Origin of the sequence: Streptomyces sp. NBC_00483, from assembly GCF_036013745.1 — a bacterium.
Taxonomy (GTDB): Bacteria; Actinomycetota; Actinomycetes; order Streptomycetales; family Streptomycetaceae; genus Streptomyces.
In genome coordinates this window covers 2,371,657-2,395,114 of record NZ_CP107880.1, presented here as the reverse complement: position 1 = coordinate 2,395,114, position 23,458 = coordinate 2,371,657, and the positions used below count along the sequence as shown (strand labels likewise).

Here is a 23,458-nt window from a genome sequence, read left to right as displayed (position 1 = left end):
GACCTGTATTGTTCAACGCGTTCCCGGGCGATTAGCTCAGTGGGAGAGCGCTTCGTTCACACCGAAGAGGTCACTGGTTCGAACCCAGTATCGCCCACCCGGAGAATGACCGGTCCGCCGTACAGGCGGGCCGGTTTTTCGTTGTGCCGGTTTTCGTTGTGCCGTACGGTACCGGTGGGCGAGGTGTCGTTTCTGCGTTCGGGGCCCCGACGGGGGAACGATCAGGCTGCCGCCGGAAGTTCCGGGCGCAGCGGCCACGCCGGGTCCACCGTCTCCGGGTTGCCGCTGCGGGCGAACCAGGCCTGCAGGCCGCGGGCCTGTGCCGCGTGCCAGACCGCCTGCAGGGTGTGCAACTCGGCGGGGGAGAGGCGCTCCAGGCGGGACGCGAACCTGCGGCCCACCTCCCGCACCAGGTCGAGGGACGCCTGCGCGTCCGCCGCCGCGTCGTGCGCGTCCGCCAGCTCCACCTCGTAGTGCGCGCACAGATCCGTCAGCGTGCGACGGCCCTTGCGGTAGCGGTCCAGGTGCTTGTCCAGGACGCGCGGGTCGATCACGCACAGGGACGCGGTCGCCAAGTAGAGGGAGAGCGACGAGGCCCGGTGCCGCTTCAACTCGCGGTCCAGCAGCGTCAGATCGAACGGGGCGTTCATCACGACCAGCGGGCGGCCCGCCGCGGCCTGCTCGGCGAGTGCCCGCCCGACCTCCTCCATCACGGGCGCCGGCCAGCGCCCGTTGAGCTGCAGATGCTCGTCGGTAAGCCCGTGCACCTCGGTGGCACCCGGCGGCACCGGCACCCCGGGGTTCACCAACCAGCGTGATACCCGTGGGCGCGTTCCCGCCGCGTCCTGCACCACGATCGCGGCGGACACAATGCGATCGTTCTCCACGTCCACGCCGGTCGTCTCGGTGTCGAAGGCGGCCAGTGGACCCTCGTACCAGCACGTCATGATCTCTCAACTCCTGGTTCCCGCGCGGCAGATGACGTCCCGTCGACGTGTGGTCCCTGCCCCAAGCGGTGATACCCGCGCTGTTTGCGTCGTACGCCGAGCGGTGACAACACAGGTACGAGTCATGGCAGTTCAGCGGGGTGCCATCGGCGTGAACCCGCATTCCCGGAAGGTCAGTCGGCCCATGGCGCTCGCGCGGCCCGAACGAGGCGGGCTGCTGCCCGAGCGGATCGCACCGCCGCGCGGCACACTCGCCACCACCGCCTGCATGGAGACCCTGCAGGTGGGCTATCTGCATGCCGTGGCCGCCGCCGCGGGGTGCTCGCTCTCGCAGCCCTTTCCGGACAACGGCATCGACTGGCACGTCAGCCACAGCTCGCCGGGGCATGCGATCGACGACGAGGTCACCATCAAGGTGCAGCTCAAGGCGACGTACCAGGTCGCGCCCGATCCGCCGGGTCCCTCCTTCGCCTTCACGCTCGACAACGCGCACCTGGAGAAGCTCGCCCGCACCCCGGTCTCGGTGCACAAGATCCTCGTCGTGATGCTCGTGCCGCGCTCCCAGGACGACTGGCTGCGGGCCGCCCACGACCGGCTCGACCTGCGGCACTGCTGCTACTGGATGAACCTCGCCGGACACCCGGTCACCGGGCGGCGCAGGACCACCGTGCGCGTCCCGACGGCGCGGATCTTCGACGACCGCGCGCTCTGCGAGATCATGGCCAGGGTGGGCGCGGGTGGACGGCCCTGACGGTCCAACTCGGCCTGGGCCGAAGGGAGTTGTGTGATGCAGCATCGCCCGATCGAGGAACCACTGCGCCCGCTCGGCGCGGGCCGCGGCCACCCCGTCGACCTCGTCGGGCCCGATCCGGGGCAGGTCGACCCCGCGGTGCTCGGCGCCCTGCTCGACCGGCACGGCTGGCGGCGGCGCGGCGGGGCCGCCGGGCGGTACGCGCGCTGGACGCTGCCGGGGGGCGGGGGTCGAACCAGCCTGCTCGTGCCGGAGAGCCGGGCCTTCCCGGACAGCGAGGAACTGCTCGGCGAGGCGATCGTCGCCCTCGAACGCAGCGGTACGCCGTCCGCGCGCGAGGTGCTGGTCTCGCTCGCCGTGCCGAGCGACGAGATCCGCTGGACGCGCGATGTTCCGGCGGGGCCCGCGGGCGCCTCGTCCTGGCCCGCCGAGGAGCAACTGCGGGGCGCGGCACGGCAGATGCTGCTCGCGGGCGCCCTCGCCGCGCGCGGCCGCGCCGGGTACTACGGGGCGAGGCATCGGCGGCCCGCGGCCGCGGCCCTGGAGAACGTACTGGTGCAGACGGCGTCCGGCGGGCGCCGTCTCACCGCGTTCGTGCCCGTGGCCACGGGGCGGGCGCTCGCCGTACGGCTGCACCAGGCGCTGTACGCGGTGCGCGAGGCCATCGACTACCGGCGGGCCACCGGCGGCATGGACGCGTTCGACGGCGCGGTCGAGGCGGGCGTCAGCCATGAGCTGACCGAGGCACTCGTCGCGCTGGTGCGCGGCACCGAGGGCGCGCGCGTCGGCGTGGCCTGGGCGCCCGCCGCCGGGGTGCCCGAGGAGTGCACGGACGGCGACGCCCCCGTCGAGTTCTCACCCGGTGACCTCGACGTGCTGCGCGAGGCCGGCGCCCGCTTTCTGTACGCCGAACCCGCCGTCTCCGTCCGCGTCACCGGCACCGTCGTCCGCATGCGCAGGACGGGGCCGCGCGGCGCGGGCACGGTGCGGATGCGGGTGCTCGCGGGCGTCGAGGTGCCGCACGTACGGATGACGCTGGACGAGGAGGCGTACCGGATCGCGGGGCACGCGCACCTGGTGGGCCTGCCGATCCGCGTGCACGGGCGCCTGGAGAGCCGGGGCGGATTCCGCCGCCTCACCGGCGCGACCGGAGTCGTCCCCGTACAGGTGGAAGAGGCCGAGCGGGACCGGATGATGAAGTCGCTCCAGGAGAACCTGGACTTCTTCGAGGAGGCCTGCGCGGGGGAGGAGTAGGGCCTGATCCGTCGGAAGGCCCCTGGCCGCCCGGGTCAGCTGCTGGACCGGTGCGCGTACAGGTCTCTGAGCAGGGCGATCTCCGCGCCGTGGTGCAGCATCTCGCGGTTGATGTGGAGGACGAGTCGCGCCATCGGATCCTTGGCGAACTCGCCCTCCGCCGGGCCGCACGGGCGAGCGAGGCCCTCCTCGCCGAGGCTGCGCACGCCGTCGGACCACTGCGCGTACGCCGCGTCGAGCCGGTCGAGGGCGTCCGCCGCCGTCCCCGGATACACGTACGACTCGTAGTCGACGGGCGCCGCCCCGAAGTGCGACGCGTTCCGCGCGCCGAGCACGCCCACCAGAATGTGGCCGAGGCGCCAGGCGATCGTCGTCACCGGCGCGGGAACCGGCTCCGGGTACGCGAAGTCGATCGTGAGCTCGCCGGAGCCGACCTGCATGGGGGCGGTGCCGGTGCCGCGCGGGCGGACGTTCCAGCAGTCCGCCACCGGTTCCCAGAAGTACTCGTCGTCGCTGAGCCCCGCCAGGCGGTCGCGGAGCTGGTGACGCCAGTGCCAGTCGAGCTGGTCGGCGAGGAGCGGGTTCCAGTCGAGTGTCATACGTCTCACGCTAGAGCCCGGCACTGACAGTCGCCTCATGCGCGCGACGGGTGACGGGCCCGTCGCCCGGTTAACCGTTTCGCGAGCGGCCCTGGTGACTCGGTACGATCGTTGCTGCGCGCGTCACAGGTAATGGCGCGGCGTTCCATCTTCAGGTAGGAGAAGTCCGGTGTCTGACGTCCGTGTGGCCATCCAACGCGATTCCGAGCGGGAAGAGCGCGTGGTGACGACGGGCACTACGGCCGCCGAGCTCTTCCCCGGCGAGCGCAGCATCGTCGCGGTGCGCGTGGCCGGAGAGCTGAAGGACCTCGCGTACGAGGTCGTCGACGGCGAGACCGTCGAGCCCGTGGAGATCGCCTCCGAGGACGGTCTGAACATCCTGCGGCACTCGACCGCGCACGTCATGGCGCAGGCCGTGCAGGAGCTGTTCCCCGAGGCCAAGCTCGGCATCGGCCCGCCCATCAAGGACGGCTTCTACTACGACTTCGACGTCAAGGAGCCGTTCACCCCCGAGGACATCAAGCGCATCGAGAAGAAGATGCAGGAGATCCAGAAGCGGGGGCAGCGCTTCTCGCGCCGCGTCACCACTGACGCGGACGCGGCGGTCGAGCTGGCCGACGAGCCGTACAAGCTGGAGCTCATCGGCCTCAAGGGCAACGCGGCGCAGGCCGCCGACGGCGCGGACGCCGAGGTGGGCGGCGGCGAGCTGACCATCTACGACAACCTCGACGCCAAGACCGGCGAGCTGTGCTGGAAGGACCTCTGCCGAGGCCCGCACCTGCCGACCACCCGCATCATCCCCGCGTTCAAGCTGATGCGCTCGGCCGCCGCCTACTGGCGGGGCAGCGAGAAGAACCCGCAGCTCCAGCGCATCTACGGCACCGCGTGGCCGTCGAAGGACGAGCTGAAGGCGTACCTGGAGTTCCTCGCCGAGGCCGAGAAGCGCGACCACAGGAAGCTCGGCGCCGAGCTCGACCTGTTCTCCTTCCCGGACGAGCTGGGCCCGGGCCTCGCGGTCTTCCACCCCAAGGGCGGCGTGATCCGCAAGGTCATGGAGGACTACTCGCGGCGCCGCCACGAGGCCTCCGGCTACGAGTTCGTGAACACCCCGCACATCTCGAAGGAAGCACTCTTCGAGACCTCGGGGCACCTCCCGCACTACGCGGAGGGCATGTTCCCGCCCATCCAGTTCGACGAGCAGAACTACCGCCTCAAGGCGATGAACTGCCCGATGCACAACCTGATCTTCAAGTCCCGCGGGCGTTCCTACCGTGAACTGCCGCTGCGGCTCTTCGAGTTCGGCACCGTGTACCGCTACGAGAAGTCGGGCGTCGTGCACGGCCTGACCCGCTCGCGCGGCTTCACGCAGGACGACTCGCACATCTACTGCACCAAGGACCAGATGGCGGAGGAGCTCGACAAGCTCCTCACCTTCGTCCTCGACCTGCTGCGCGACTACGGCCTGACCGAGTTCGAGCTGGAGCTGTCCACCCGCGACGACTCCGACAAGTTCATCGGCACGGACGAGGACTGGGCCGAGGCCACCGAGGCGCTGCGCACCGCGGCCGAGAAGCAGGGTCTTCCCCTGGTGCCCGACCCGGGCGGCGCCGCGTACTACGGCCCGAAGATCTCCGTGCAGGCCAAGGACGCCATCGGCCGCTCCTGGCAGATGTCGACCCTCCAGGTCGACTTCAACCAGCCCAAGCGGTTCGGCCTCGAGTACACCGCGGCGGACGGCTCGCGCCAGCAGCCCGTCATGCTGCACCGCGCCCTCTTCGGCTCGATCGAGCGGTTCTTCGGCGTGCTCCTGGAGCACTACGCGGGCGCGTTCCCGGCGTGGCTCGCCCCGGTCCAGGCCGTCGGCATCCCGATCGGCGACGGCCACGTGACGTACCTGGAGGAGTTCGCCGAGAAGGCGCGCGCCCAGGGCCTGCGCGTCGAGGTCGACAAGTCCTCGGACCGCATGCAGAAGAAGATCCGCAACCAGCAGAAGGCCAAGGTGCCCTTCATGGTCATCGCGGGCGACGAGGACATGAACGCCGGTTCGGTGTCCTTCCGTTACCGCGACGGCTCGCAGGAGAACGGCATCCCGGTCGACGAGGCCATCGCGAAGATCGCGAAGGTCGTCGAGGAGCGGGCGCAGGTCTGATCCCTCAGTCCGTACGGTGTGAGGCCTCCGGGGAGTTCCCCGGGGGCCTTTCGCCTTCCCGCACCGTCTCCCGTTCCCCTTCCCGCGCGAACACCTGCAGCAGCCACGAGGAGAACGAACCCGTGACCGCGCCGAGCAGAGCAAGGCCGCAGGCCATCACGCCCACCGCCACCAGCCGGCCGATCGGGGTCACCGGCGCCAGGTCGCCGTAGCCCACGGTCGACAGCGTCGTGCACGTGAACCACACCGCGTCGCCGTAGGTGCGAATGTCCGCGCCGGGCGCCGCATGCTCCTGCTGGTACAGGGCCAGCGACGCGGCGAAGCCGAGCAGCGTCACCGACAGGCCCGCGTACGCGATCACGCGCGCGTGCAGCGAGAGCCGCGGCTCGTTCTGCCGGCGCTGCACCGCCTCGTAGGTCTGCACGATCCGTACCGGGCGCAGCAGCGGAAGCAGCAGGACCAGCGTGTCCAGCCAGTGCGTGCGGATGAAGCGCGGCCAGCGCTGTCCGCTCAGGTGCCAACGGGCCACGTAGTCGACGAGGAACACCGCCCACGCGGCGAGAGCGAGCGCCAAGCACAGGGTCTGCACGGCGCCGGGCAGGCCGTGGCCCAGGACCAGGACCGCGTACGCGGCGAGGAAGACGAGCGAAGCCACCGCCAGGACGACGCCGTTGTGCCGTTCCCAGCGGGCGAGTGGGGTGTCGGTCATCCCGACAGCATCGCCCGCGCCGACCTGGGGCGGTACCCGCCGACACGCCTCCGTGAGGTGACGCAATATGCTGCATTGCATGACGAGTGAGCCGGAGCAGCAGGTCGGTCCAGTGGGTGAGCCGGACGGATTCGGGCGTCTGTGGACCCCGCACCGCATCGCGTACATCCAGGGCGAGGGCAAACCGAGCGGCCCCGGGGCCGATGACGGCTGTCCCTTCTGCGCGGCTCCCGGCCAGTCCGACGAGGACGCGCTGATCGTGGCCCGCGGCGAACACGTCTTCGCGATCCTCAACCTGTACCCGTACAACGGCGGGCACATGATGGTGCTGCCCTACCGGCACGTCGCCGACTACACCGACCTCGACCTGAACGAGACCGCCGAGCTCGCCGACTTCACCAAGCGCGCCATGGCCGCACTGCGCTCCGCCTCGGGCGCGCACGGCTTCAACATCGGCATGAACCAGGGCGCGGTCGCGGGCGCCGGCATCGCGGCCCATCTGCACCAGCACATCGTTCCGCGCTGGGGCGGCGACACCAACTTCATGCCGGTCGTCGGTCACACCAAGGTGCTGCCGCAGATGCTCGCCGACACCCGCACCGCCCTGGCGAAGGCCTGGCCGAGCGAGTGAACGCGCGGCCTGGGGCCCCTTTGGGCCCCGGCCTGATCCGTCAGTAGGGGCCCTACGCGTCGTACGTGTCCGCCTTGCCCGGTGACGGGTCCTGGACCGCGCCACTGAGGAAGCCCGAGCGGGCGCCGAACTTCTCGGTGTCCACGCCGTTCTCATCGAGCACCCTGATGGCCGCCGCGTGCACCACGCGCAGTACGGGCGTGGCCGTGCGCAGCGCGTCGTCCGCCATGAAGCGGTGCCGCCACGGCTGGTCCGCCCAGGCGTGGCGCAGGCCGAACGGCTCGGGCAGCACGAGCTTGCCGCCGAGGTGGTCGAGGAGCGGCGGATACCAGGTGAAGGGCGCGCGGACCGCGATCCGGACCGACTCGTCCGAGGTGACCAGCGGGAGCGTCTTCTCCGTGGTCTCCCAGAACCGTATGGCCTTGGAGACCTCCTTCTTCCTCGGCTCGGGCTTCGAGGTGAACAGGGAGTGCACCGGACCGAGCGCGTGCCCGGTCACTTCTATCCGCAGCGTCTGGTGCAGCACCGTCACCGTGATCAGCATCGTGATCACCAACTGGCCGTCCCAGAGCGTGAACTGGACGCCCAGGTAGTGGCGGCTGCCGCCGCCGAACTGCTGCTCGTTGCAGATCCGCTCTATCTCGTGCGTCCTGGTCTCGAACGCATCCACGTTCACGCCCGAGGGACGGGTCACGCTCTTCGCGTTCTCACCGACCGGCGAGACGATCCAGTGCTTCACCGAAGGCGTGGGGAAGCCGCCCGTGTGGATGGGCTTGCGCTCCAGGAGGCGGAGTTGGTCGTGGATCGCGCGGATCACGTCCCAGCTGCGGAACGGGTGGATGTCCTTGCCGGGCTCCTTGGACACCAGGTCCTCGGCCAGCTGCCAGCCGCCCCAGCGCGTGCCCATGCCCAGGATGCCCTTGGGCCCCGCGTAGAACACGGAGTTCGACGCCTGCTCGGCGGTCAACTTGGCCAGATTCTGCCGAAGTTGCTCGGCCGCGGTCTCGCCGGGGCTGCCGGGGACGGCCTCCGGGATCTTCGCGCCGATCCCGCCGCCGGACAGCAGCCCGCCCCACCGGTCCCGCAGGTCCCGCGCGGTGCGCTCGCAGATCCGCCGCGCCCACAGGCCGCCGATCACGGGCGCCACGAACGAGGCCCGCAGATACCAGGTCCAGCCGCTGCTGGACGGAAGCTGGACGAGCACGACGATGACGGCGACGAACACGACGGCCAGCACCGCCATGGTGAGGGCGGACCGGCCGCGCGCCTCGCGCTCGCGCTTCTTGGCCTCGCGCTTCTCCTTGGCGCCCTTGCCCTCGGCCTCCTTGAGCTCCTTCTCGGCCTGGGCGACCCGGATGGTGTCCCTGCGGCGGATCTCGAACGCGGTCACCCAGAGCAGGAAACCGGGCAGGAACAGGAAGCCGAACACCACCGTCACCAGCGTGAGCAGGCTGTCGCGCTGGCGCCGGATCCGATTGGCCGCGAGGCAGTGCTCCACGACGACCTGCGGTTCCGTGCCGAACGACTGGATGAGCGGCTTGCGCGCGCCGCCCAGCATCCGCACCTGCACCGCCCGCGCGAAGGCCTCACCGAGGTTCGGCGCGAAAAGTGACCACATCCCCCTCTTCACCTGGGACTTGTGCCACTCGTTGTTGGTCTCCTCGATCTTCACCGCCGGGTCGTCCCGGTACGCGGCCGAGGCGATGGCGAACGTCGCGGCGGTCTGGCCCGCGGAACCCTGCAGCGGGATCTGCGCGCCCGGTCGGAAGTCGAATACTCCGTCGGCCGAAGCCGGCTTCATCGTGTCCGCCACTGCCACCCCCATCACCGCACGCCGTCGCTGCGGCTTTTCCCGACTTGCCCGCCCCGCACACCTGTTGGGCGCGCCGTCGGCCGGATCCGGCTGATCTTCGACCAGCGTAGCGGCCGCCACCGACACCGGCCCCGAGGAACGGGAAGCCGGTGCCGGCGCGCGCTCCGGGGCCGACTACGGGACGTCCTGGGCCTGTTCGCGGATCCGCTCGCTCAGCTGGGCCGGCATCGGCTCGTGCCGGGCGTACGCACGGCTGAAGCGCGCGGTGCCGTGCGACAGTGAGCGCAGGTCCACCGCGTACCGGCCGATCTCGATCTCCGGCACCTCGGCCCGGATCAACGTCCTCCCGCCCGACGCCTGTTCGGTGCCGACGACGCGGCCGCGCCGACCGGACAGATCGCTCATCATGGTCCCCACATAGTCGTCGCCGACGAGGACCTCGACCTCGGCCACCGGCTCCAGGAGATGGATCCGCGCATCGGCAGCCGCCTCGCGCAGCGCGAGTGCCCCCGCCGTCTGGAACGCCGCGTCGGACGAGTCCACCGAGTGCGCCTTGCCGTCGAGCAGCGTCACCCGCACGTCGATGAGCGGATATCCGGCCGCGACGCCCTTCGCCGCCTGCGCCCGCACGCCCTTCTCCACGGACGGGATGAACTGCCGGGGCACCGCGCCGCCGACGACCTTGTCCACGAACTCGATGCCCGAGCCGCCGGGCAGCGGCTCCACCTCGATCTCGCAGATCGCGTACTGGCCGTGACCGCCGGACTGCTTCACGTGCCGGCCGCGCCCCGCCGACTTGCCCGCGAACGTCTCCCGAAGGGAGACCTTGTGCGGGATGACGTCGACCTGCACCCCGTACCGGCTGCGCAGCCGTTCCAGGGCGACGTCCGCGTGTGCCTCGCCGAGGCACCACAGCACCACCTGGTGCGTGTTCTGGTTGTGTTCCAGGCGCATCGTCGGGTCCTCGGCGACCAGGCGTGAGAGACCTTGCGAGAGCTTGTCCTCGTCGGCCTTGCTGTGCGCCTGGATGGCCAGCGGCAGCAGCGGGTCGGGCATCTCCCAGGGCGACATGAGCAGCGGCGCCTCCTTCGCCGAGAGCGTGTCCCCGGTCTCCGCCCGGCTCAGCTTCGCGACGCACGCCAGATCGCCGGCGATGCATTGGGTCAGCGTGCGCTGCTGTTTCCCGAAGGGGGCCGAGAGCGCGCCGATCCGTTCGTCCGCCTCGTGCAGGGCCCGGGCCTCGTGCCCGTGGTCGGAGAGCCCGTGGCCCGACACGTGCACCGTCTCGTCGGGCCGCAGGGTGCCGGAGAAGACGCGGACGAGCGAGACCCGCCCCACGTACGGGTCGGACGCGGTCTTCACGACCTCCGCCACCAGCGGCCCTTCCGGGTCGCAGGCGTGGATGTCGAGCTCCTTCCCGTCGCGCCCGCGCACATCGGGAGCGGCCCGCTCCAAGGGGGTCGGGAAGCCGCCGGTGATCAGATCGAGGAGTTCGACGGTGCCGATGCCCTGCCGTGCGCCCTCCGCCGCCGGGGCCGCCGCGAGGACCGGGTGGAAGACGCCGCGTGCGACGGCCCGCTCCAGGTCGTCGATGAGCGTCTTGACGTCGATCTCCTCGCCGCCCAGATAGCGGTCCATGAGGGTCTCGTCCTCGCTCTCCGAGATGATCCCCTCGATGAGCCGGTTGCGGGCCTCCTCGATCAACGAGGCCTGGTCGGCGCCCGGTTCCGACTCCTTGCGTTCGCCCGACGCGTAGTCGAAGAGGCGCTGCGAGAGCAGCCCGATCAGGCCCGTCACGGGCGCGTGCCCGTCCGGCGCCTGCTCGCCGCGCAGCGGGAGGTACAGCGGGAGCACGGCGTCCGGGTCGTCACCACCGAAGATCTCGGCGCAGGTCCGCGTCATGTCCTCGAAGTCGGCGCGCGCCGCCTCCAGATGCGTGATCACGATGGCCCGCGGCATGCCGACCGCCGCGCACTCCTCCCACACCATGCGTGTCGCGCCCGCCATCGTCTCGGGCCCGTCGGCCGCCGAGACGATGAAAAGGGCCGCGTCCGCAGCCCGCAGACCGGCCCTCAACTCCCCGACGAAATCCGCGTAGCCGGGGGTGTCCAGGAGATTGATCTTGAAACCGTCCCACTCCAACGGGACGAGCGAGAGCTGGACCGAGCGCTGCTGGCGATGCTCGATCTCGTCGTAGTCGGAGACGCTGGTGCCGTCCTCGACGCGCCCGGCCCTGTTCACCGCCCCCGCGGTCAGTGCGAGGGCCTCCACCAGGGTGGTCTTGCCCGATCCGCTGTGGCCGACCAGCACCACATTCCGTACGGACGCGGGATGGTCGGCCGTCGCTGCCCTGCCGGCGGCTCCGGGGTGTCCGTTGCTCTTGTCGCCCATGCCTTGCCTCCCGGTTGCTTGCTGCTCGGTGAGGTGGTCCCAGGTCCTTGTCGGCCTATGGGCGCGGACACGCGAATCCGCGTGCGGAGGCGGCTTCGGCGACGCCCGCGGTGTCTTCGAGCTTTCCACTCGGGTCACTGTGCGTCCATACGTCGTACCGGATCGCACGCCCACGCGTGCGGCCCGTCGGCGGTTCGCACGTGTGCGTGGCTACGATGGGCCAGCCGGTGGCCAGAGGGGCCGCGCGGCCACCGACCATCGGGAAGGCCATGCTGAACAAGTACGCGCGTGCATTCTTCACGCGTGTCCTCACACCGTTCGCCGCGTTTCTCATCCGCCGCGGAGTCAGCCCCGACGCGGTCACGCTCCTGGGCACCGCCGGAGTCGTGGCCGGTGCGCTGGTCTTCTATCCGCGCGGTGAGTTCTTCTGGGGCACCGTCGTCATCACGCTGTTCGTGTTCTCGGACCTCGTGGACGGCAATATGGCGCGCCAGCTGGGCCGCTCCAGCCGCTGGGGCGCCTTCCTGGACTCCACGCTCGACCGTGTCGCGGACAGCGCCATCTTCGGCGGCCTCGCGCTCTGGTACGCGGGTGGGGGCGACGACAACGTCCTGTGCGCCGTGTCGATCTTCTGCCTCGCCAGCGGCCAGGTCGTGTCCTACACGAAGGCACGCGGCGAATCGATCGGCCTGCCCGTCGCCGTGAACGGTCTCGTGGAGCGTGCCGAGCGGCTCGTCATCTCGCTCGTCGCCGCGGGCTTCGCCGGGCTGCACAAGTTCGGCGTACCCGGCATCCAGTACCTGCTGCCGGTCGCCCTGTGGATCGTCGCCGTGGGCAGCCTCGTCACGCTGATCCAGCGCGTCGTCACGGTGCGTCGCGAGTCCGCGGAGGCCGACGCGGCGGCAGCCCAGGAGGGGGCCACCTCGTGAGCGGGACGCAGGAACGGATCACCGACGCGCTGTACGGGCTCGGCTGGGCGACCGTCAAGAAGCTTCCCGAGCCGGTGGCACAGCGCCTCGGCCGCACGATCGCCGACGCCGCCTGGAAGAAGCGCGGCAAGGGCGTGCGGCAGCTGGAGGCCAACCTCGCGCGCGTGGTGCCCGACGCCACACCCGAGCGCCTGCAACAGCTCTCCAAGAAGAACATGCGCTCGTACCTGCGCTACTGGATGGAGTCCTTCCGGCTCCCCGCGTGGAGCAAGGAGCGCATCCGGGAGGGCGTCTCGATCAAGGACATCGACTACCTCACCGAGGGCCTCGACTCCGGTAAGGGCGTCGTCCTCGCGCTGCCCCACATGGGCAATTACGACCTGGCGGGCGCCTGGGTCACCACCAAGCTGGACACCCCGTTCACGACCGTCGCCGAGCGGCTCAAGCCGGAGACCCTGTACGACCGTTTCGTCGCCTACAGGGAGGGCCTCGGCATGGAGGTGCTGCCGCACACGGGCGGCGCCGCCTTCGGGACGCTCGCACGGCGGCTGCGTGCGGGCGGCCTGGTCTGCCTGGTCGCGGACCGGGACCTCTCGACCTCCGGTGTGGAGGTCAAGTTCTTCGGCGAGACGACCCGGATGCCCGCGGGGCCCGCGATGCTCGCCCAGCAGACCGGCGCGCTGCTGCTCCCGGTCACCCTCTGGTACGACGACTCGCCCATCATGCGGGGGCGCGTCCACCCACCCGTCGACGTGCCGGAGACAGGTACGCGGGCCGAGAAGACGTCTGTCATGACGCAGGCGCTGGCCGATGCCTTCGCCACAGGGATCGCGGACCATCCGGAGGACTGGCACATGCTGCAGCGCTTGTGGCTCGCCGACCTCGACAATTTCGAAGAGAGGCCGGCGTGAGAATCGGAATCGTCTGCCCGTACTCCTGGGACGTGCCGGGCGGCGTCCAGTTCCACATCCGCGATCTGGCGGAGCACCTCATCCGCCTGGGGCACGAGGTGTCCGTCCTCGCGCCCGCGGACGACGAGACCCCGCTGCCGCCGTACGTCGTGTCGGCGGGCCGCGCGGTTCCCGTGCCGTACAACGGCTCGGTGGCGCGCCTGAACTTCGGCTTCCTGAGCGCCGCGCGCGTGCGCAGGTGGCTGCACGACGGCACGTTCGACGTGATCCACATCCACGAACCGGCGTCCCCGTCGCTCGGCCTCCTGACGTGCTGGGCCGCACAGGGCCCGATCGTCGCGACCTTCCACACGTCCAACCCGCGCTCGCGCGCGATGATCGCCGCGTATCCGATCCTGCAGCCCGCCCTGGAGAAGATCAACGCGCGCATCGCGGTGAGCGAGTACGCGCGCCGCACCCTGGTCGAGCACCTGGGCGGCGACGCGGTCGTCATCCCGAACGGCGTCGACGTGGACTTCTTCGCGCGGGCCGAGCCCAAGCCCGAGTGGCAGGGAGACACGATCGGCTTCATCGGCCGCATCGACGAGCCCCGCAAGGGCCTTCCGGTGCTCATGAAGGCGCTGCCCAAGATCCTCGCGGAGCGCCCGCAGACCCGGCTCCTGGTCGCGGGGCGGGGCGACGAGGACGAGGCGGTGGCCTCCCTGCCCAAGGAGATGCGCGACCGCGTCGAGTTCCTCGGCATGGTCAGCGACGAGGACAAGGCGCGCCTCCTGGCGAGCGTCGACGTGTATGTCGCGCCCAACACCGGGGGCGAGAGCTTCGGCATCATCCTGGTGGAGGCGATGTCGGCGGGTGCGCCCGTGCTCGCCTCCGACCTGGACGCCTTCGCCCAGGTCCTCGACCAGGGCGCCGCCGGCGAACTCTTCACCAACGAGGACGCGGACACCCTTTCCGTCGCCGCCCTGCGCCTCCTGGGCGACCCGGACCGCCGCGCCGAACTACGCGCGCGTGGCAGCAAGCACGTCCGCCGCTTCGACTGGTCCACGGTCGCCGCGGACATCCTCTCGGTCTACGAGACGGTGACCCAGGGCGCGGCCGCGGTGGCGGCGGACGAGCGGACGGGCCTCAGGGCACGCTTCGGCTTGGCGCGGGACTGACGCCCGCCGCGACCCCGGTAGCCTTGCCGCCCGTGACCGTCACCCTCATCTGGATCGCCGTAGCCCTCTTCGCGATCGGGCTCTACCTGAGCTGGACCGCAGGAAGGCTCGACCGCCTGCACGCCCGTATCGACGCGGCCCGCGCCGCCCTCGACGCCCAACTCCTGCGCCGGGCCTCGGTCGCGCAGGAACTGGCCACGTCGGGCGTGCTCGACCCGGCCGCGTCGATCGTGCTGTACGAGGCGGCACACGCCGCGCGTCAGGCCGAGGAGGAGCAGCGCGAGGTCGCGGAGAGCGAGCTCAGCCAGGCGCTCAGGGCGATCTTCAACGAGCCCGACCAGGTCGAGGTGATCCGCGCGGCCCCCGGCGGCGAGGAGGCCGCCGAGGAGCTCGCCCAGGCGGTCCGCCGCGTCCCCATGGCCCGCCGCTTCCACAACGACGCCGTACGCGCCGCCCGCGCGCTGCGCCGCCACCGCACGGTCCGCTGGTTCCGGCTCGCCGGGCACGCCCCGTTCCCGCTGGCCTTCGAGATGGACGACGAGGCGCCGGTGGCGCTGGCCGACCGCGCCACCAACTAGCTCCACCAACCAGATCCACCAGAACTAGATCCACTGGATCCCGGGCCAAAAGGAGCCACCGGCTAACCATTGGCCCTTGTAGTGGCCTGCTGTCCAGAGGTTTGCTCGGTGCTGCAAAAGCCTTCTTCACCGAGTCGAGGTCACCCGTGTCCACTTCTGAAAACACCGCCACCGGCACCGCCCGCGTCAAGCGAGGCATGGCCGAGCAGCTCAAGGGCGGCGTCATCATGGACGTCGTCACGCCCGAGCAGGCGAAGATCGCCGAGGACGCCGGCGCCGTCGCGGTGATGGCCCTGGAGCGGGTGCCGGCCGACATCCGCAAGGACGGCGGCGTGGCCCGGATGTCCGACCCGGACATGATCGAGGGCATCATCGGCGCCGTCTCGATCCCGGTGATGGCCAAGTCCCGCATCGGCCACTTCGTCGAGGCCCAGGTGCTCCAGTCGCTCGGCGTCGACTACATCGACGAGTCCGAGGTCCTGACCCCGGCCGACGAGGTCAACCACAGCGACAAGTTCGCGTTCACGACCCCGTTCGTCTGTGGCGCCACGAACCTGGGCGAGGCCCTGCGCCGCATCGCCGAGGGCGCCGCGATGATCCGCTCCAAGGGCGAGGCCGGCACCGGCAACGTCGTGGAGGCCGTGCGCCACCTGCGCCAGATCAAGAACGAGATCGCCAAGCTGCGCGGCTTCGACAACAACGAGCTGTACGCCGCCGCCAAGGACCTGCGCGCCCCGTACGAGCTGGTCAAGGAGGTCTCCGAGCTGGGCAAGCTGCCGGTGGTCCTCTTCTCCGCCGGTGGCGTCGCCACCCCGGCCGACGCCGCGCTGATGCGCCAGCTCGGCGCCGAGGGCGTCTTCGTCGGCTCGGGCATCTTCAAGTCCGGCGACCCGGCCAAGCGCGCCGCCGCCATCGTGAAGGCCACCACCTTCTTCGACGACCCGAAGATCGTCGCGGAGGCGTCCCGCAACCTCGGCGAGGCCATGGTCGGCATCAACTGCGACACGCTGCCCGAGGGCGAGCGCTACGCGAACCGGGGCTGGTGATGACCACTCCCGTGGTCGGAGTGCTCGCTCTCCAGGGCGACGTGCGGGAGCACCTCGTCGCCCTGGCCACGGCCGACGCCGTGGCGAGGCCCGTGCGGCGCCCCGAGGAACTGGCCGAGGTCGACGGGCTCGTCATCCCCGGCGGCGAGTCGACCACCATGTCGAAGCTGGCCAACCTCTTCGGCCTGATGGAGCCCCTTCGCGCGCGCGTGCGTGACGGTCTTCCGATCTACGGGACGTGCGCGGGCCTGATCATGCTCGCCGACAAGATCCTCGACCCGCGCTCGGGCCAGGAGACCATCGGCGGCATCGACATGATCGTGCGGCGCAACGCCTTCGGACGGCAGAACGAGTCCTTCGAAGCGGCTGTCGACGTCCGGGGCGTCGAGGGGGATCCTGTAGAGGGCGTCTTCATCCGGGCTCCATGGGTGGAGTCCGTGGGCGCCGAGGTGGAGGTGCTCGCCGAGCACGAGGGGCACATCGTGGCCGTGCGCCAGGGCGACGCTCTCGCGACGTCCTTCCACCCGGAACTCACGGGAGACCACCGGATCCATGCCCTGTTCGTGGATATGGTGCGGGCGAAGGACGCTCCGGGTTCCTTGTAGGATCTCTGGCGTTCGTAAATTGGTTACGCGAAGGAGACAGGCAGATGTCCGGCCACTCTAAATGGGCTACGACGAAGCACAAGAAGGCCGTGGTTGACGCCAAGCGCGGCAAGCTCTTCGCGAAGCTGATCAAGAACATCGAGGTTGCGGCGCGCTCCGGCGGCATCGACCCCGATGGAAACCCGACGCTTGTCGACGCCATCCAGAAGGCCAAGAAGAGCTCGGTCCCGAACAAGAACATCGACTCCGCGGTCAAGCGCGGCGGCGGCCTCGAGGCCGGCGGCGCCGACTACGAGACGATCATGTACGAGGGCTACGGGCCGAACGGTGTCGCGGTGCTCATCGAGTGCCTCACCGACAACCGCAACCGTGCCGCCTCCGACGTGCGCGTCGCCATGACCCGCAACGGCGGCTCGATGGCCGACCCCGGTTCGGTCTCGTACCTCTTCAACCGCAAGGGCGTCGTGGTCGTCACCAAGGGCGAGCTGTCCGAGGACGACGTCCTGGGCGCCGTGCTCGACGCGGGCGCCGAGGAGGTCAACGACCTGGGCGAGTCCTTCGAGGTGCTCTCCGAGGCCACCGACCTGGTCGCGGTGCGCACCGCGCTCCAGGAGGCCGGGATCGACTACGACTCGGCGGACGCCAACTTCGTCCCGACCATGCAGGTCGAGCTGGACGAGGAGGGCGCGCGCAAGATCTTCAAGCTGATCGACGCGCTCGAGGACAGCGACGACGTGCAGAACGTCTTCGCCAACTTCGACGTCTCCGACGAGGTCATGGAGAAGGTCGACGCCTGACGTGACATCAGCGGCGGGCCGATGGGACACACCCCGTCGGCCCGTCGCTTTGTCAGTGGCACCCGATAGCCTGCACAAACAGGCGATCGAAGGTTGGGGGCAGGCGTGCGCGTTCTCGGGGTGGACCCGGGTCTCACCCGGTGCGGTGTCGGCGTGGTCGAGGGGATCGCGGGACGGCCGCTGACGATGCGCGGCGTCGGTGTCGTACGGACGCCCGCGGACGCCGAGTTGGGGCACCGCCTCGTCGCCATCGAGCAGGGCATCGAGCAGTGGCTCGACGAGCACCGGCCCGAAGTCCTCGCCGTGGAGCGGGTGTTCAGCCAGCACAACGTCAGTACGGTGATGGGCACCGCCCAGGCAAGCGCCGTCGCCATGCTGTGCGCCTCGCGCCGCGGCATCCCCGTGGCGCTGCACACGCCCAGCGAGGTCAAGGCCGCCGTCACCGGCACGGGCCGTGCCGACAAGGCACAGGTGGGCGCCATGGTGACGCGCCTGCTGAGGCTCGACGCCCCGCCCAAGCCTGCCGACGCCGCCGACGCCCTCGCCCTCGCCATCTGCCACATCTGGCGGGCCCCCGCGCAGAACCGACTCCAGCAGGCCGTGGCACAGCACGCGGCGCAGGCGTCCAGGACCACCCAAGCCACCCGCGCTTCTCACGCACCGAAAGGCCGTACCGCATGATCGCCTTCGTCAGCGGCCCCGTCGCCGCCCTCGCCCCCGACGCCGCGGTGGTCGAGGTGGGCGGTGTCGGCATGGCCCTCCAGTGCACGCCGAACACGCTGTCCACGCTGCGTATCGGCCAGCAGGCCAAGCTCGCCACCTCCCTCGTCGTGCGCGAGGACTCGCTCACGCTCTACGGCTTCGCGGACGACGACGAGAAGCAGACGTTCGAGCTGCTGCAGACGGCGAGCGGCGTCGGCCCGCGCCTGGCGCAGGCGATGCTCGCCGTGCACAGCCCGGACGCGCTGCGCAGAGCCGTCTCCACAGGTGACGAGAAGTCGCTCACGGCCGTCCCCGGCATCGGTAAGAAGGGGGCCCAGAAGCTGCTCCTGGAGCTGAAGGACCGGCTCGGCGAGCCCCTCGGCACGGGCGGCCCGGCCATCGGGGCGCCCGTCAACAGCGGCTGGCGCGAGCAGCTGCACGCCGCGCTCATCGGCCTCGGCTACGCGACCCGCGAGGCCGACGAGGCGGTCGACGCGGTCGCCCCGCAGGCCGAGGCCGCGGAGGGCACGCCGCAGGTCGGCCAGCTCCTGAAGGCGGCCCTGCAGACCCTCAACCGCACCCGCTAGCCCCGCCGCCCCGACCGGGCATCCGAAGCCGACCGCCCCTCCCAATCCGTAACGCGAGGCACCACACATGAACTGGGACGAGACCGCCGAAGACGCCGCGACGCCGCAGGCCGACCGGCTCGTCGGTGCGTCGGCCGACCACGAGGACCAGGCCGTAGAGGCGGCCCTGCGTCCCAAGGACCTGGGCGAGTTCATCGGCCAGGAGAAGGTCAGGGAGCAGCTCGACCTGGTCCTGCGCGCCGCCCGCGCGCGCGGCGCCACCGCCGACCACGTCCTGCTCTCCGGCGCCCCCGGCCTCGGCAAGACCACCCTCTCCATGATCATCGCGGCCGAGATGGGCGCCCCGATCCGCATCACCTCCGGCCCCGCGATCCAGCACGCGGGCGACCTCGCGGCGATCCTCTCCTCGCTCCAGGAGGGCGAGGTCCTCTTCCTCGACGAGATCCACCGGATGTCGCGGCCCGCCGAGGAAATGCTCTACATGGCGATGGAGGACTTCCGGGTCGACGTCATCGTCGGCAAGGGCCCGGGCGCCACCGCCATCCCGCTGGAGCTGCCGCCCTTCACCCTCGTCGGCGCGACCACGCGCGCGGGGCTGCTGCCGCCGCCGCTGCGCGACCGCTTCGGCTTCACCGCGCACATGGAGTTCTACGGGCCACCGGAACTCGAGCGAGTGATCCACCGCTCGGCGAGCCTCCTCGATGTGGAGATCGACACAGCGGGCGCCGCCGAGATCGCCGGACGCTCCCGCGGCACGCCCCGTATCGCCAACCGCCTGCTGCGCCGCGTCCGCGACTATGCGCAGGTCAAGGCGGACGGACAGATCAACAAGGACATCGCGTCCGCGGCCCTCGGCGTCTACGAAGTGGACGACCGCGGCCTCGACCGCCTGGACCGCGCCGTCCTTGAAGCCCTGCTCAAGCTGTTCAGTGGTGGGCCCGTGGGACTTTCGACACTCGCCGTCGCCGTGGGGGAGGAGCGTGAGACGGTGGAAGAGGTCGCCGAGCCCTTCCTCGTCAGAGAGGGACTCCTGGCGCGCACCCCCCGGGGGCGCGTGGCGACTCCCGCCGCGTGGGCCCATCTCGGACTCACCGCACCCCAAGGGAGACCTGGGGCAGGCGGACAACAAGACCTCTTCGGGGCATGACGGCGCGCGTGCTCGCCGGGGCTGGAACCCCGGTGCCATGCTGAGCGTTGTTCCCACAGTGCGGACTCGCTTAGACTCCGCCGACGTCGCCTTTACAGCGGCGTAATACCCCATCATCGATGCGGCCGCATCTCGACGCGGCCGAATGAAGGAAGTTCCTACCCGTGAGTCCTGTGACCCTCCTCCCGTTCATTGTGCTCATCGGGGCCATGTTCCTGATGACCCGGTCTGCCAAGAAGAAGCAGAAGCAAGCCGCGGACATGCGCAATGAGATGCAGCCCGGTTCCGGCGTCCGCACGATCGGGGGCATGTACGCCACGGTCAAGGAGGTCCACGACGACGCGGTCCTCCTCGACGCCGGCCCCGGGGTCCACCTCATGTTCGCGAAGAACGCCATCGGTGCCGTGCTCACCGATGACGAGTACAACCGCATCGTCCACGGCGAGGAAGTCGTTGGTGATGACGAGCTGACCAATGACGCCGTCGTGCCGGACGACGCGTCCTCCCTCACCGAGACCGACGCTGACGACTCGCGCATCGACCTCGGCAAGAAGGACGAGGCCGCCGAGGACGTCGAGGCCGAGAAGGCCGAGCCGGCCGAGAAGGCCGACGACGTCGAGGTGAAGAAGACCGACGGCGAGTCCGACGCGAAGTAGTACGGCCGGAACCGTGGGGCGTCCGCTCGATGTGCCCCGCGGTTCCTGTTCGTGCGTGACCCGCGCGGACTCTCGACCATTTCATGGCCGTCCGGGCACCCAACCCCGATGCCGGGCGGATGGAGAGGGAGTACGAGAAGGTGGCCACACCTAAGAAGAGCCGAGGGGCAGGTGCCCCGTCGAAGCCGGGGCGCGCCCTGGGCCTGATCGTGATCATCATGGTCGCGCTCGTCGGGGGGATGTTCGCCTCCGGCACGTTCACCCCGCGCCTTGGCATCGACCTCGCGGGCGGCACCAGCATCACGCTGGAGGCCAAGAACGAGCCGGGCAAGCCCAACGCGATCAACAAGACCAACATGGACACGGCGGCGGACATCATCAACCGCCGTGTCAACGGCATGGGTGTCTCCGAGGCCGAGGTCCAGACGCAGGGCAAGAGCAACATCATCGTCAACATCCCGCGAGGGACGAACGAGAAGCAGGCTCGCGAGCAGGTCGGTACGACCGCGCAGCTCTACTTCCGTCCGGTGCTCACGATGACCTCCGGCCAGCCGGCCGGCAAGGGTGACAAGTCGGCCACCCCGTCCCCGAGCGCCTCTACGGGTGGCAAGGCGACCGACAAGGCCACCGGCTCGGACAAGGCGACCGACAAGTCGACGGCCACGCCGACCCCGAGCGCCACGACGCAGGGCCGCGCCGTCACCGACAGCCTCAAGGCCGACGCGACGCCGAGCGCCTCCGCGAAGACCGGCGACGACGCGCAGGCCACCCCGAGCGCCGGCACCGACCCGGCGACCGCCGCGCTGCAGAAGAAGTTCATGCAGCTCGACTGCACGGACAAGGCCGCCCGCACCAAGATCAACGAGGGCGCGAAGTCCTCCGACCCGATCATTGCCTGCGGTCAGAGCCAGGGGCAGTGGCAGAAGTACGTCCTCGGCCCGTCCGAGGTGGGCGGCAAGGACGTCAAGAAGTCCCAGGCGACCATCAACCAGCAGAACGGCCAGTGGGTCGTGAACATGGAGTTCACGGGCACGGGCTCGAAGAAGTTCGCCGCGACGACCAGCAAGCTCAAGAGCCAGCAGTCGCCGATGAACCAGTTCGCCATCGTGCTCGACGGCGACGTGGTCTCCGCCCCCAGCGTCAGCTCCACCCTGAGCCAGAACGCCGAGATCTCCGGCTCCTTCACCCAGGAGTCCGCCCAGGACCTCGCGAACGTGCTGTCCTACGGCGCCCTGCCGCTGACCTTCCACGAGCAGAGCGTCACCTCGGTGACCGCCGCGCTCGGCGGTGAGCAGCTCAACGCCGGTCTGATCGCGGGCGCCATCGGCCTCGCGCTGGTCATCATCTACCTGGTGGTCTACTACCGCGGCCTGTCGCTCGTCGCCCTGGCCTCGCTGCTGACCTCCGGCATCCTCACGTACACCCTCATGACGCTGCTCGGCCCGGCCATCGGCTTCGCGCTGAACCTGCCGGCCGTCTGTGGTGCCATCGTGGCCATCGGTATCACCGCGGACTCGTTCATCGTGTACTTCGAGCGGATCCGGGACGAGATCAGAGAGGGACGCACCGTGCGTCCCGCCGTGGAGCGCGCCTGGCCGCGGGCCCGGCGCACCATCCTGGTCTCCGACTTCGTGTCGTTCCTCGCGGCCGCGGTGCTCTACATCGTGACCGTCGGCAAGGTGCAGGGCTTCGCGTTCACGCTCGGCCTGACCACCCTGCTCGACATCGTCGTGGTCTTCCTCTTCACGAAGCCGTTGATGACGCTCCTGGCACGCACCAAGTTCTTCACGAGCGGGCACAAGTGGTCCGGCCTCGACCCGAAGCGCCTCGGCGTGCAGCCCCCGCTGCGTCGCACCCGCCGCGCCACCCGCCCTGTCGACCCGAAGGAGGCGTGAGATGTCGAAGCTGGGCAATCTCGGCGCCAAGCTGTATCGCGGTGATGTCGGGTACGACTTCATCGGGAAGCGCAAGATCTGGTACGGCGTCTCGATCCTGATCACCATCACGGCCATCCTCGGCCTGACGGTGCGCGGCCTGAACATGGGCATCGAGTTCGAGGGCGGCGCGATCTTCACGACGCCCAAGACCAGCGTCTCGGCCCAGAAGGCCGAGGAGTACGCCACGGAGGCCTCCGGCCACGAGGCGCTCGTCCAGGAGCTCGGCTCGGGCGGTCTGCGCATCCAGGTCGCGGGCGTCGACACCGCCAAGTCGGACCAGATCAAGGCCGAGCTGTCCAAGGACATGGACATCAAGGCCGACGACATCAACGCCGACCTGGTGGGCCCCAGTTGGGGCGCCTCGATCGCCAACAAGGCATGGCAGGGCCTGGCCATCTTCATGGTCCTGGTCGTGATCTATCTGGCGATCGCCTTCGAGTGGCGGATGGCGCTCGCGGCACTCGTCGCGCTCATCCACGACATCACGATCACCGTCGGGATCTACGCGCTGGTGGGCTTCGAGGTCACCCAGGGCACGGTGATCGGTCTGTTGACCATCCTTGGTTATTCGCTCTACGACACGGTCGTCGTCTTCGACTCGCTCAAGGAACAGACGAAGGGTCTCGAGAAGCAGACCCGCTGGACGTACAGCGAGGTCGCCAACCGGTCGATTAACAGCACCCTGGTCCGCTCGATCAACACCACGGTCGTGGCGCTCCTCCCGGTCGGCGGTCTGCTGTTCATCGGCGGCGGCTTCCTCGGCGCGGGCATGCTGAACGACATCTCGCTGTCGCTCTTCGTGGGCCTCGCCGCCGGTGCGTACTCGTCGATCTTCATCGCCACTCCGCTGGTCGCCGACCTCAAGGAGCGCGACCCGAAGATGAAGGCGCTCAAGAAGCGGGTGCTCGCCAAGCGGGCCGCCGCCGCGGCGAAGGCCGAGTCGCCCGTCGTGGGCCACCAGGCCGACGGCGGTCTGGACACGGAAGCCGAGGAGCCGCAGGACGCCGCGCCCGCGGGCGCCGGCCCCGCCGCCGCGGGTCCGCGCAACCAGCCGGCCCGCAACCGCGGCCGCGGCCGACCCTCGGGCAAGCGCCGCTGACCCGGACCTTCACGGTCGTCACAAGGGCGCCAGGAGCCTTCGAGGCCCTGGCGCCCTTGGCGT

Annotated in this window: 22 protein-coding genes and 1 tRNA gene; 18 read left to right on the top strand and 5 right to left on the bottom strand. The window is 70.2% G+C overall.

What is annotated here, in order from left to right; genetic code table 11:
• Positions 1 to 25: 25 nt before the first annotated feature.
• A tRNA-Val gene (locus OHA73_RS10375) sits at positions 26 to 97 on the top strand.
• Positions 98 to 221: 124 nt separating this feature from the next.
• Here the strand turns inward: OHA73_RS10375 and OHA73_RS10370 are convergent.
• A complete protein-coding gene (locus OHA73_RS10370; RefSeq protein WP_266721723.1) occupies positions 222 to 947 on the bottom strand; it encodes a 3'-5' exonuclease in 726 nt (241 codons plus the stop codon).
• Between the two features lie 184 nt (positions 948 to 1,131).
• Here OHA73_RS10370 and OHA73_RS10365 point away from each other — a divergent pair, with 184 nt between their 5' ends.
• Together OHA73_RS10365 and OHA73_RS10360 are read left to right on the top strand one after the other, a co-directional pair.
• Positions 1,132 to 1,698, top strand: a complete 567-nt coding sequence (locus OHA73_RS10365; protein WP_266725606.1) for a DUF4365 domain-containing protein — start codon at positions 1,132 to 1,134, stop codon at positions 1,696 to 1,698.
• A 36-nt stretch (positions 1,699 to 1,734) separates the two neighbouring features.
• Complete coding sequence (locus OHA73_RS10360) at positions 1,735 to 2,952, top strand: hypothetical protein (RefSeq protein ID WP_266721725.1); 1,218 nt, start codon at positions 1,735 to 1,737, stop codon at positions 2,950 to 2,952.
• Positions 2,953 to 2,987: 35 nt separating this feature from the next.
• Here OHA73_RS10360 and OHA73_RS10355 read toward each other — a convergent pair whose 3' ends face one another.
• Positions 2,988 to 3,551, bottom strand: coding sequence for a DinB family protein (locus OHA73_RS10355; RefSeq protein ID WP_267071108.1), 564 nt, complete (start codon positions 3,549 to 3,551; stop codon positions 2,988 to 2,990).
• Positions 3,552 to 3,720: 169 nt separating this feature from the next.
• Between OHA73_RS10355 and thrS the strand changes: the two genes are divergently transcribed.
• Complete coding sequence (thrS, locus tag OHA73_RS10350) at positions 3,721 to 5,700, top strand: threonine--tRNA ligase (RefSeq protein WP_327654907.1); 1,980 nt, start codon at positions 3,721 to 3,723, stop codon at positions 5,698 to 5,700.
• A gap of 4 nt (positions 5,701 to 5,704) precedes the next feature.
• Here thrS and OHA73_RS10345 read toward each other — a convergent pair whose 3' ends face one another.
• Positions 5,705 to 6,409: a potassium channel family protein gene (locus OHA73_RS10345; RefSeq protein WP_266721731.1), complete on the bottom strand. Its 705-nt coding sequence runs from the start codon at positions 6,407 to 6,409 to the stop codon at positions 5,705 to 5,707.
• Between the two features lie 67 nt (positions 6,410 to 6,476).
• Between OHA73_RS10345 and OHA73_RS10340 the strand changes: the two genes are divergently transcribed.
• Positions 6,477 to 7,040 carry an HIT family protein gene (locus tag OHA73_RS10340; protein ID WP_266721733.1) on the top strand — a complete coding sequence of 188 codons (564 nt, stop codon included), beginning with the start codon at positions 6,477 to 6,479 and terminating at the stop codon, positions 7,038 to 7,040.
• A 52-nt stretch (positions 7,041 to 7,092) separates the two neighbouring features.
• Here OHA73_RS10340 and OHA73_RS10335 read toward each other — a convergent pair whose 3' ends face one another.
• Together OHA73_RS10335 and OHA73_RS10330 are read right to left on the bottom strand one after the other, a co-directional pair.
• Positions 7,093 to 8,841 carry a hypothetical protein gene (locus OHA73_RS10335; protein ID WP_266725607.1) on the bottom strand — a complete coding sequence of 583 codons (1,749 nt, stop codon included), beginning with the start codon at positions 8,839 to 8,841 and terminating at the stop codon, positions 7,093 to 7,095.
• Between the two features lie 186 nt (positions 8,842 to 9,027).
• Positions 9,028 to 11,244 carry an elongation factor G-like protein EF-G2 gene (locus tag OHA73_RS10330; RefSeq protein ID WP_266721735.1) on the bottom strand — a complete coding sequence of 739 codons (2,217 nt, stop codon included), beginning with the start codon at positions 11,242 to 11,244 and terminating at the stop codon, positions 9,028 to 9,030.
• A gap of 215 nt (positions 11,245 to 11,459) precedes the next feature.
• Here OHA73_RS10330 and pgsA point away from each other — a divergent pair, with 215 nt between their 5' ends.
• The 13 genes from pgsA (at position 11,460) to secF (ending at position 23,395) form a co-directional block, all read left to right on the top strand.
• Entirely contained in the window at positions 11,460 to 12,173 is a 714-nt protein-coding gene (pgsA, locus tag OHA73_RS10325) for a phosphatidylinositol phosphate synthase (protein ID WP_266725608.1), read from the top strand.
• Positions 12,170 to 13,084: a phosphatidylinositol mannoside acyltransferase gene (locus OHA73_RS10320; protein WP_266721737.1), complete on the top strand. Its 915-nt coding sequence runs from the start codon at positions 12,170 to 12,172 to the stop codon at positions 13,082 to 13,084. The genes pgsA and OHA73_RS10320 overlap by 4 nt, the downstream gene beginning before the upstream one ends.
• Positions 13,081 to 14,241, top strand: coding sequence for a glycosyltransferase family 4 protein (locus OHA73_RS10315; RefSeq protein ID WP_267071111.1), 1,161 nt, complete (start codon positions 13,081 to 13,083; stop codon positions 14,239 to 14,241). The genes OHA73_RS10320 and OHA73_RS10315 overlap by 4 nt, the downstream gene beginning before the upstream one ends.
• 32 nt (positions 14,242 to 14,273) lie before the next feature.
• Positions 14,274 to 14,819, top strand: a complete 546-nt coding sequence (locus tag OHA73_RS10310; protein ID WP_266721741.1) for a hypothetical protein — start codon at positions 14,274 to 14,276, stop codon at positions 14,817 to 14,819.
• A gap of 146 nt (positions 14,820 to 14,965) precedes the next feature.
• A complete protein-coding gene (gene pdxS / locus OHA73_RS10305; protein ID WP_266721743.1) occupies positions 14,966 to 15,865 on the top strand; it encodes a pyridoxal 5'-phosphate synthase lyase subunit PdxS in 900 nt (299 codons plus the stop codon).
• Positions 15,865 to 16,470: a pyridoxal 5'-phosphate synthase glutaminase subunit PdxT gene (gene pdxT, locus OHA73_RS10300; protein ID WP_266721745.1), complete on the top strand. Its 606-nt coding sequence runs from the start codon at positions 15,865 to 15,867 to the stop codon at positions 16,468 to 16,470. Before pdxS ends, pdxT begins: the two co-directional genes overlap by 1 nt.
• A gap of 44 nt (positions 16,471 to 16,514) precedes the next feature.
• Positions 16,515 to 17,267 carry a YebC/PmpR family DNA-binding transcriptional regulator gene (locus OHA73_RS10295; RefSeq protein WP_266721747.1) on the top strand — a complete coding sequence of 251 codons (753 nt, stop codon included), beginning with the start codon at positions 16,515 to 16,517 and terminating at the stop codon, positions 17,265 to 17,267.
• Between the two features lie 105 nt (positions 17,268 to 17,372).
• The gene (ruvC, locus tag OHA73_RS10290; RefSeq protein WP_327654906.1) at positions 17,373 to 17,948 is read left to right on the top strand and encodes a crossover junction endodeoxyribonuclease RuvC; all 576 of its coding nucleotides are present in this window, start codon (positions 17,373 to 17,375) and stop codon (positions 17,946 to 17,948) included.
• Positions 17,945 to 18,556: a Holliday junction branch migration protein RuvA gene (ruvA, locus tag OHA73_RS10285; protein WP_327654905.1), complete on the top strand. Its 612-nt coding sequence runs from the start codon at positions 17,945 to 17,947 to the stop codon at positions 18,554 to 18,556. The genes ruvC and ruvA overlap by 4 nt, the downstream gene beginning before the upstream one ends.
• A 67-nt stretch (positions 18,557 to 18,623) precedes the next feature.
• The gene (ruvB, locus tag OHA73_RS10280) at positions 18,624 to 19,703 is read left to right on the top strand and encodes a Holliday junction branch migration DNA helicase RuvB (protein ID WP_267071114.1); all 1,080 of its coding nucleotides are present in this window, start codon (positions 18,624 to 18,626) and stop codon (positions 19,701 to 19,703) included.
• 164 nt (positions 19,704 to 19,867) lie between these two features.
• The gene (gene yajC / locus OHA73_RS10275) at positions 19,868 to 20,359 is read left to right on the top strand and encodes a preprotein translocase subunit YajC (protein WP_327654904.1); all 492 of its coding nucleotides are present in this window, start codon (positions 19,868 to 19,870) and stop codon (positions 20,357 to 20,359) included.
• A 140-nt stretch (positions 20,360 to 20,499) separates the two neighbouring features.
• Complete coding sequence (gene secD / locus OHA73_RS10270; RefSeq protein WP_267072947.1) at positions 20,500 to 22,254, top strand: protein translocase subunit SecD; 1,755 nt, start codon at positions 20,500 to 20,502, stop codon at positions 22,252 to 22,254.
• 1 nt (position 22,255) lies between these two features.
• Positions 22,256 to 23,395, top strand: a complete 1,140-nt coding sequence (gene secF, locus OHA73_RS10265) for a protein translocase subunit SecF (RefSeq protein ID WP_266721757.1) — start codon at positions 22,256 to 22,258, stop codon at positions 23,393 to 23,395.
• Positions 23,396 to 23,458 lie beyond the last annotated feature (63 nt).

Excerpts from the sequence above, each read along its gene's own strand:
- OHA73_RS10370 (WP_266721723.1), bottom strand. The coding sequence starts at position 947 with ATGACGTGCTGGTACGAGGGTCCACTGGCCGCCTTCGACACCGAGACG.
- OHA73_RS10365 (WP_266725606.1), top strand. The coding sequence starts at position 1,132 with ATGGCGCTCGCGCGGCCCGAACGAGGCGGGCTGCTGCCCGAGCGGATC.
- OHA73_RS10360 (WP_266721725.1), top strand. The coding sequence starts at position 1,735 with ATGCAGCATCGCCCGATCGAGGAACCACTGCGCCCGCTCGGCGCGGGC.
- OHA73_RS10355 (WP_267071108.1), bottom strand. The coding sequence starts at position 3,551 with ATGACACTCGACTGGAACCCGCTCCTCGCCGACCAGCTCGACTGGCAC.
- OHA73_RS10345 (WP_266721731.1), bottom strand. The coding sequence starts at position 6,409 with ATGACCGACACCCCACTCGCCCGCTGGGAACGGCACAACGGCGTCGTC.
- OHA73_RS10340 (WP_266721733.1), top strand. The coding sequence starts at position 6,477 with ATGCTGCATTGCATGACGAGTGAGCCGGAGCAGCAGGTCGGTCCAGTG.
- OHA73_RS10335 (WP_266725607.1), bottom strand. The coding sequence starts at position 8,841 with ATGAAGCCGGCTTCGGCCGACGGAGTATTCGACTTCCGACCGGGCGCG.
- OHA73_RS10330 (WP_266721735.1), bottom strand. The coding sequence starts at position 11,244 with ATGGGCGACAAGAGCAACGGACACCCCGGAGCCGCCGGCAGGGCAGCG.
- pgsA (WP_266725608.1), top strand. The coding sequence starts at position 11,460 with ATGGGCCAGCCGGTGGCCAGAGGGGCCGCGCGGCCACCGACCATCGGG.
- pdxT (WP_266721745.1), top strand. The coding sequence starts at position 15,865 with ATGACCACTCCCGTGGTCGGAGTGCTCGCTCTCCAGGGCGACGTGCGG.
- OHA73_RS10295 (WP_266721747.1), top strand. The coding sequence starts at position 16,515 with ATGTCCGGCCACTCTAAATGGGCTACGACGAAGCACAAGAAGGCCGTG.
- ruvA (WP_327654905.1), top strand. The coding sequence starts at position 17,945 with ATGATCGCCTTCGTCAGCGGCCCCGTCGCCGCCCTCGCCCCCGACGCC.
- ruvB (WP_267071114.1), top strand. The coding sequence starts at position 18,624 with ATGAACTGGGACGAGACCGCCGAAGACGCCGCGACGCCGCAGGCCGAC.
- secF (WP_266721757.1), top strand. The coding sequence starts at position 22,256 with ATGTCGAAGCTGGGCAATCTCGGCGCCAAGCTGTATCGCGGTGATGTC.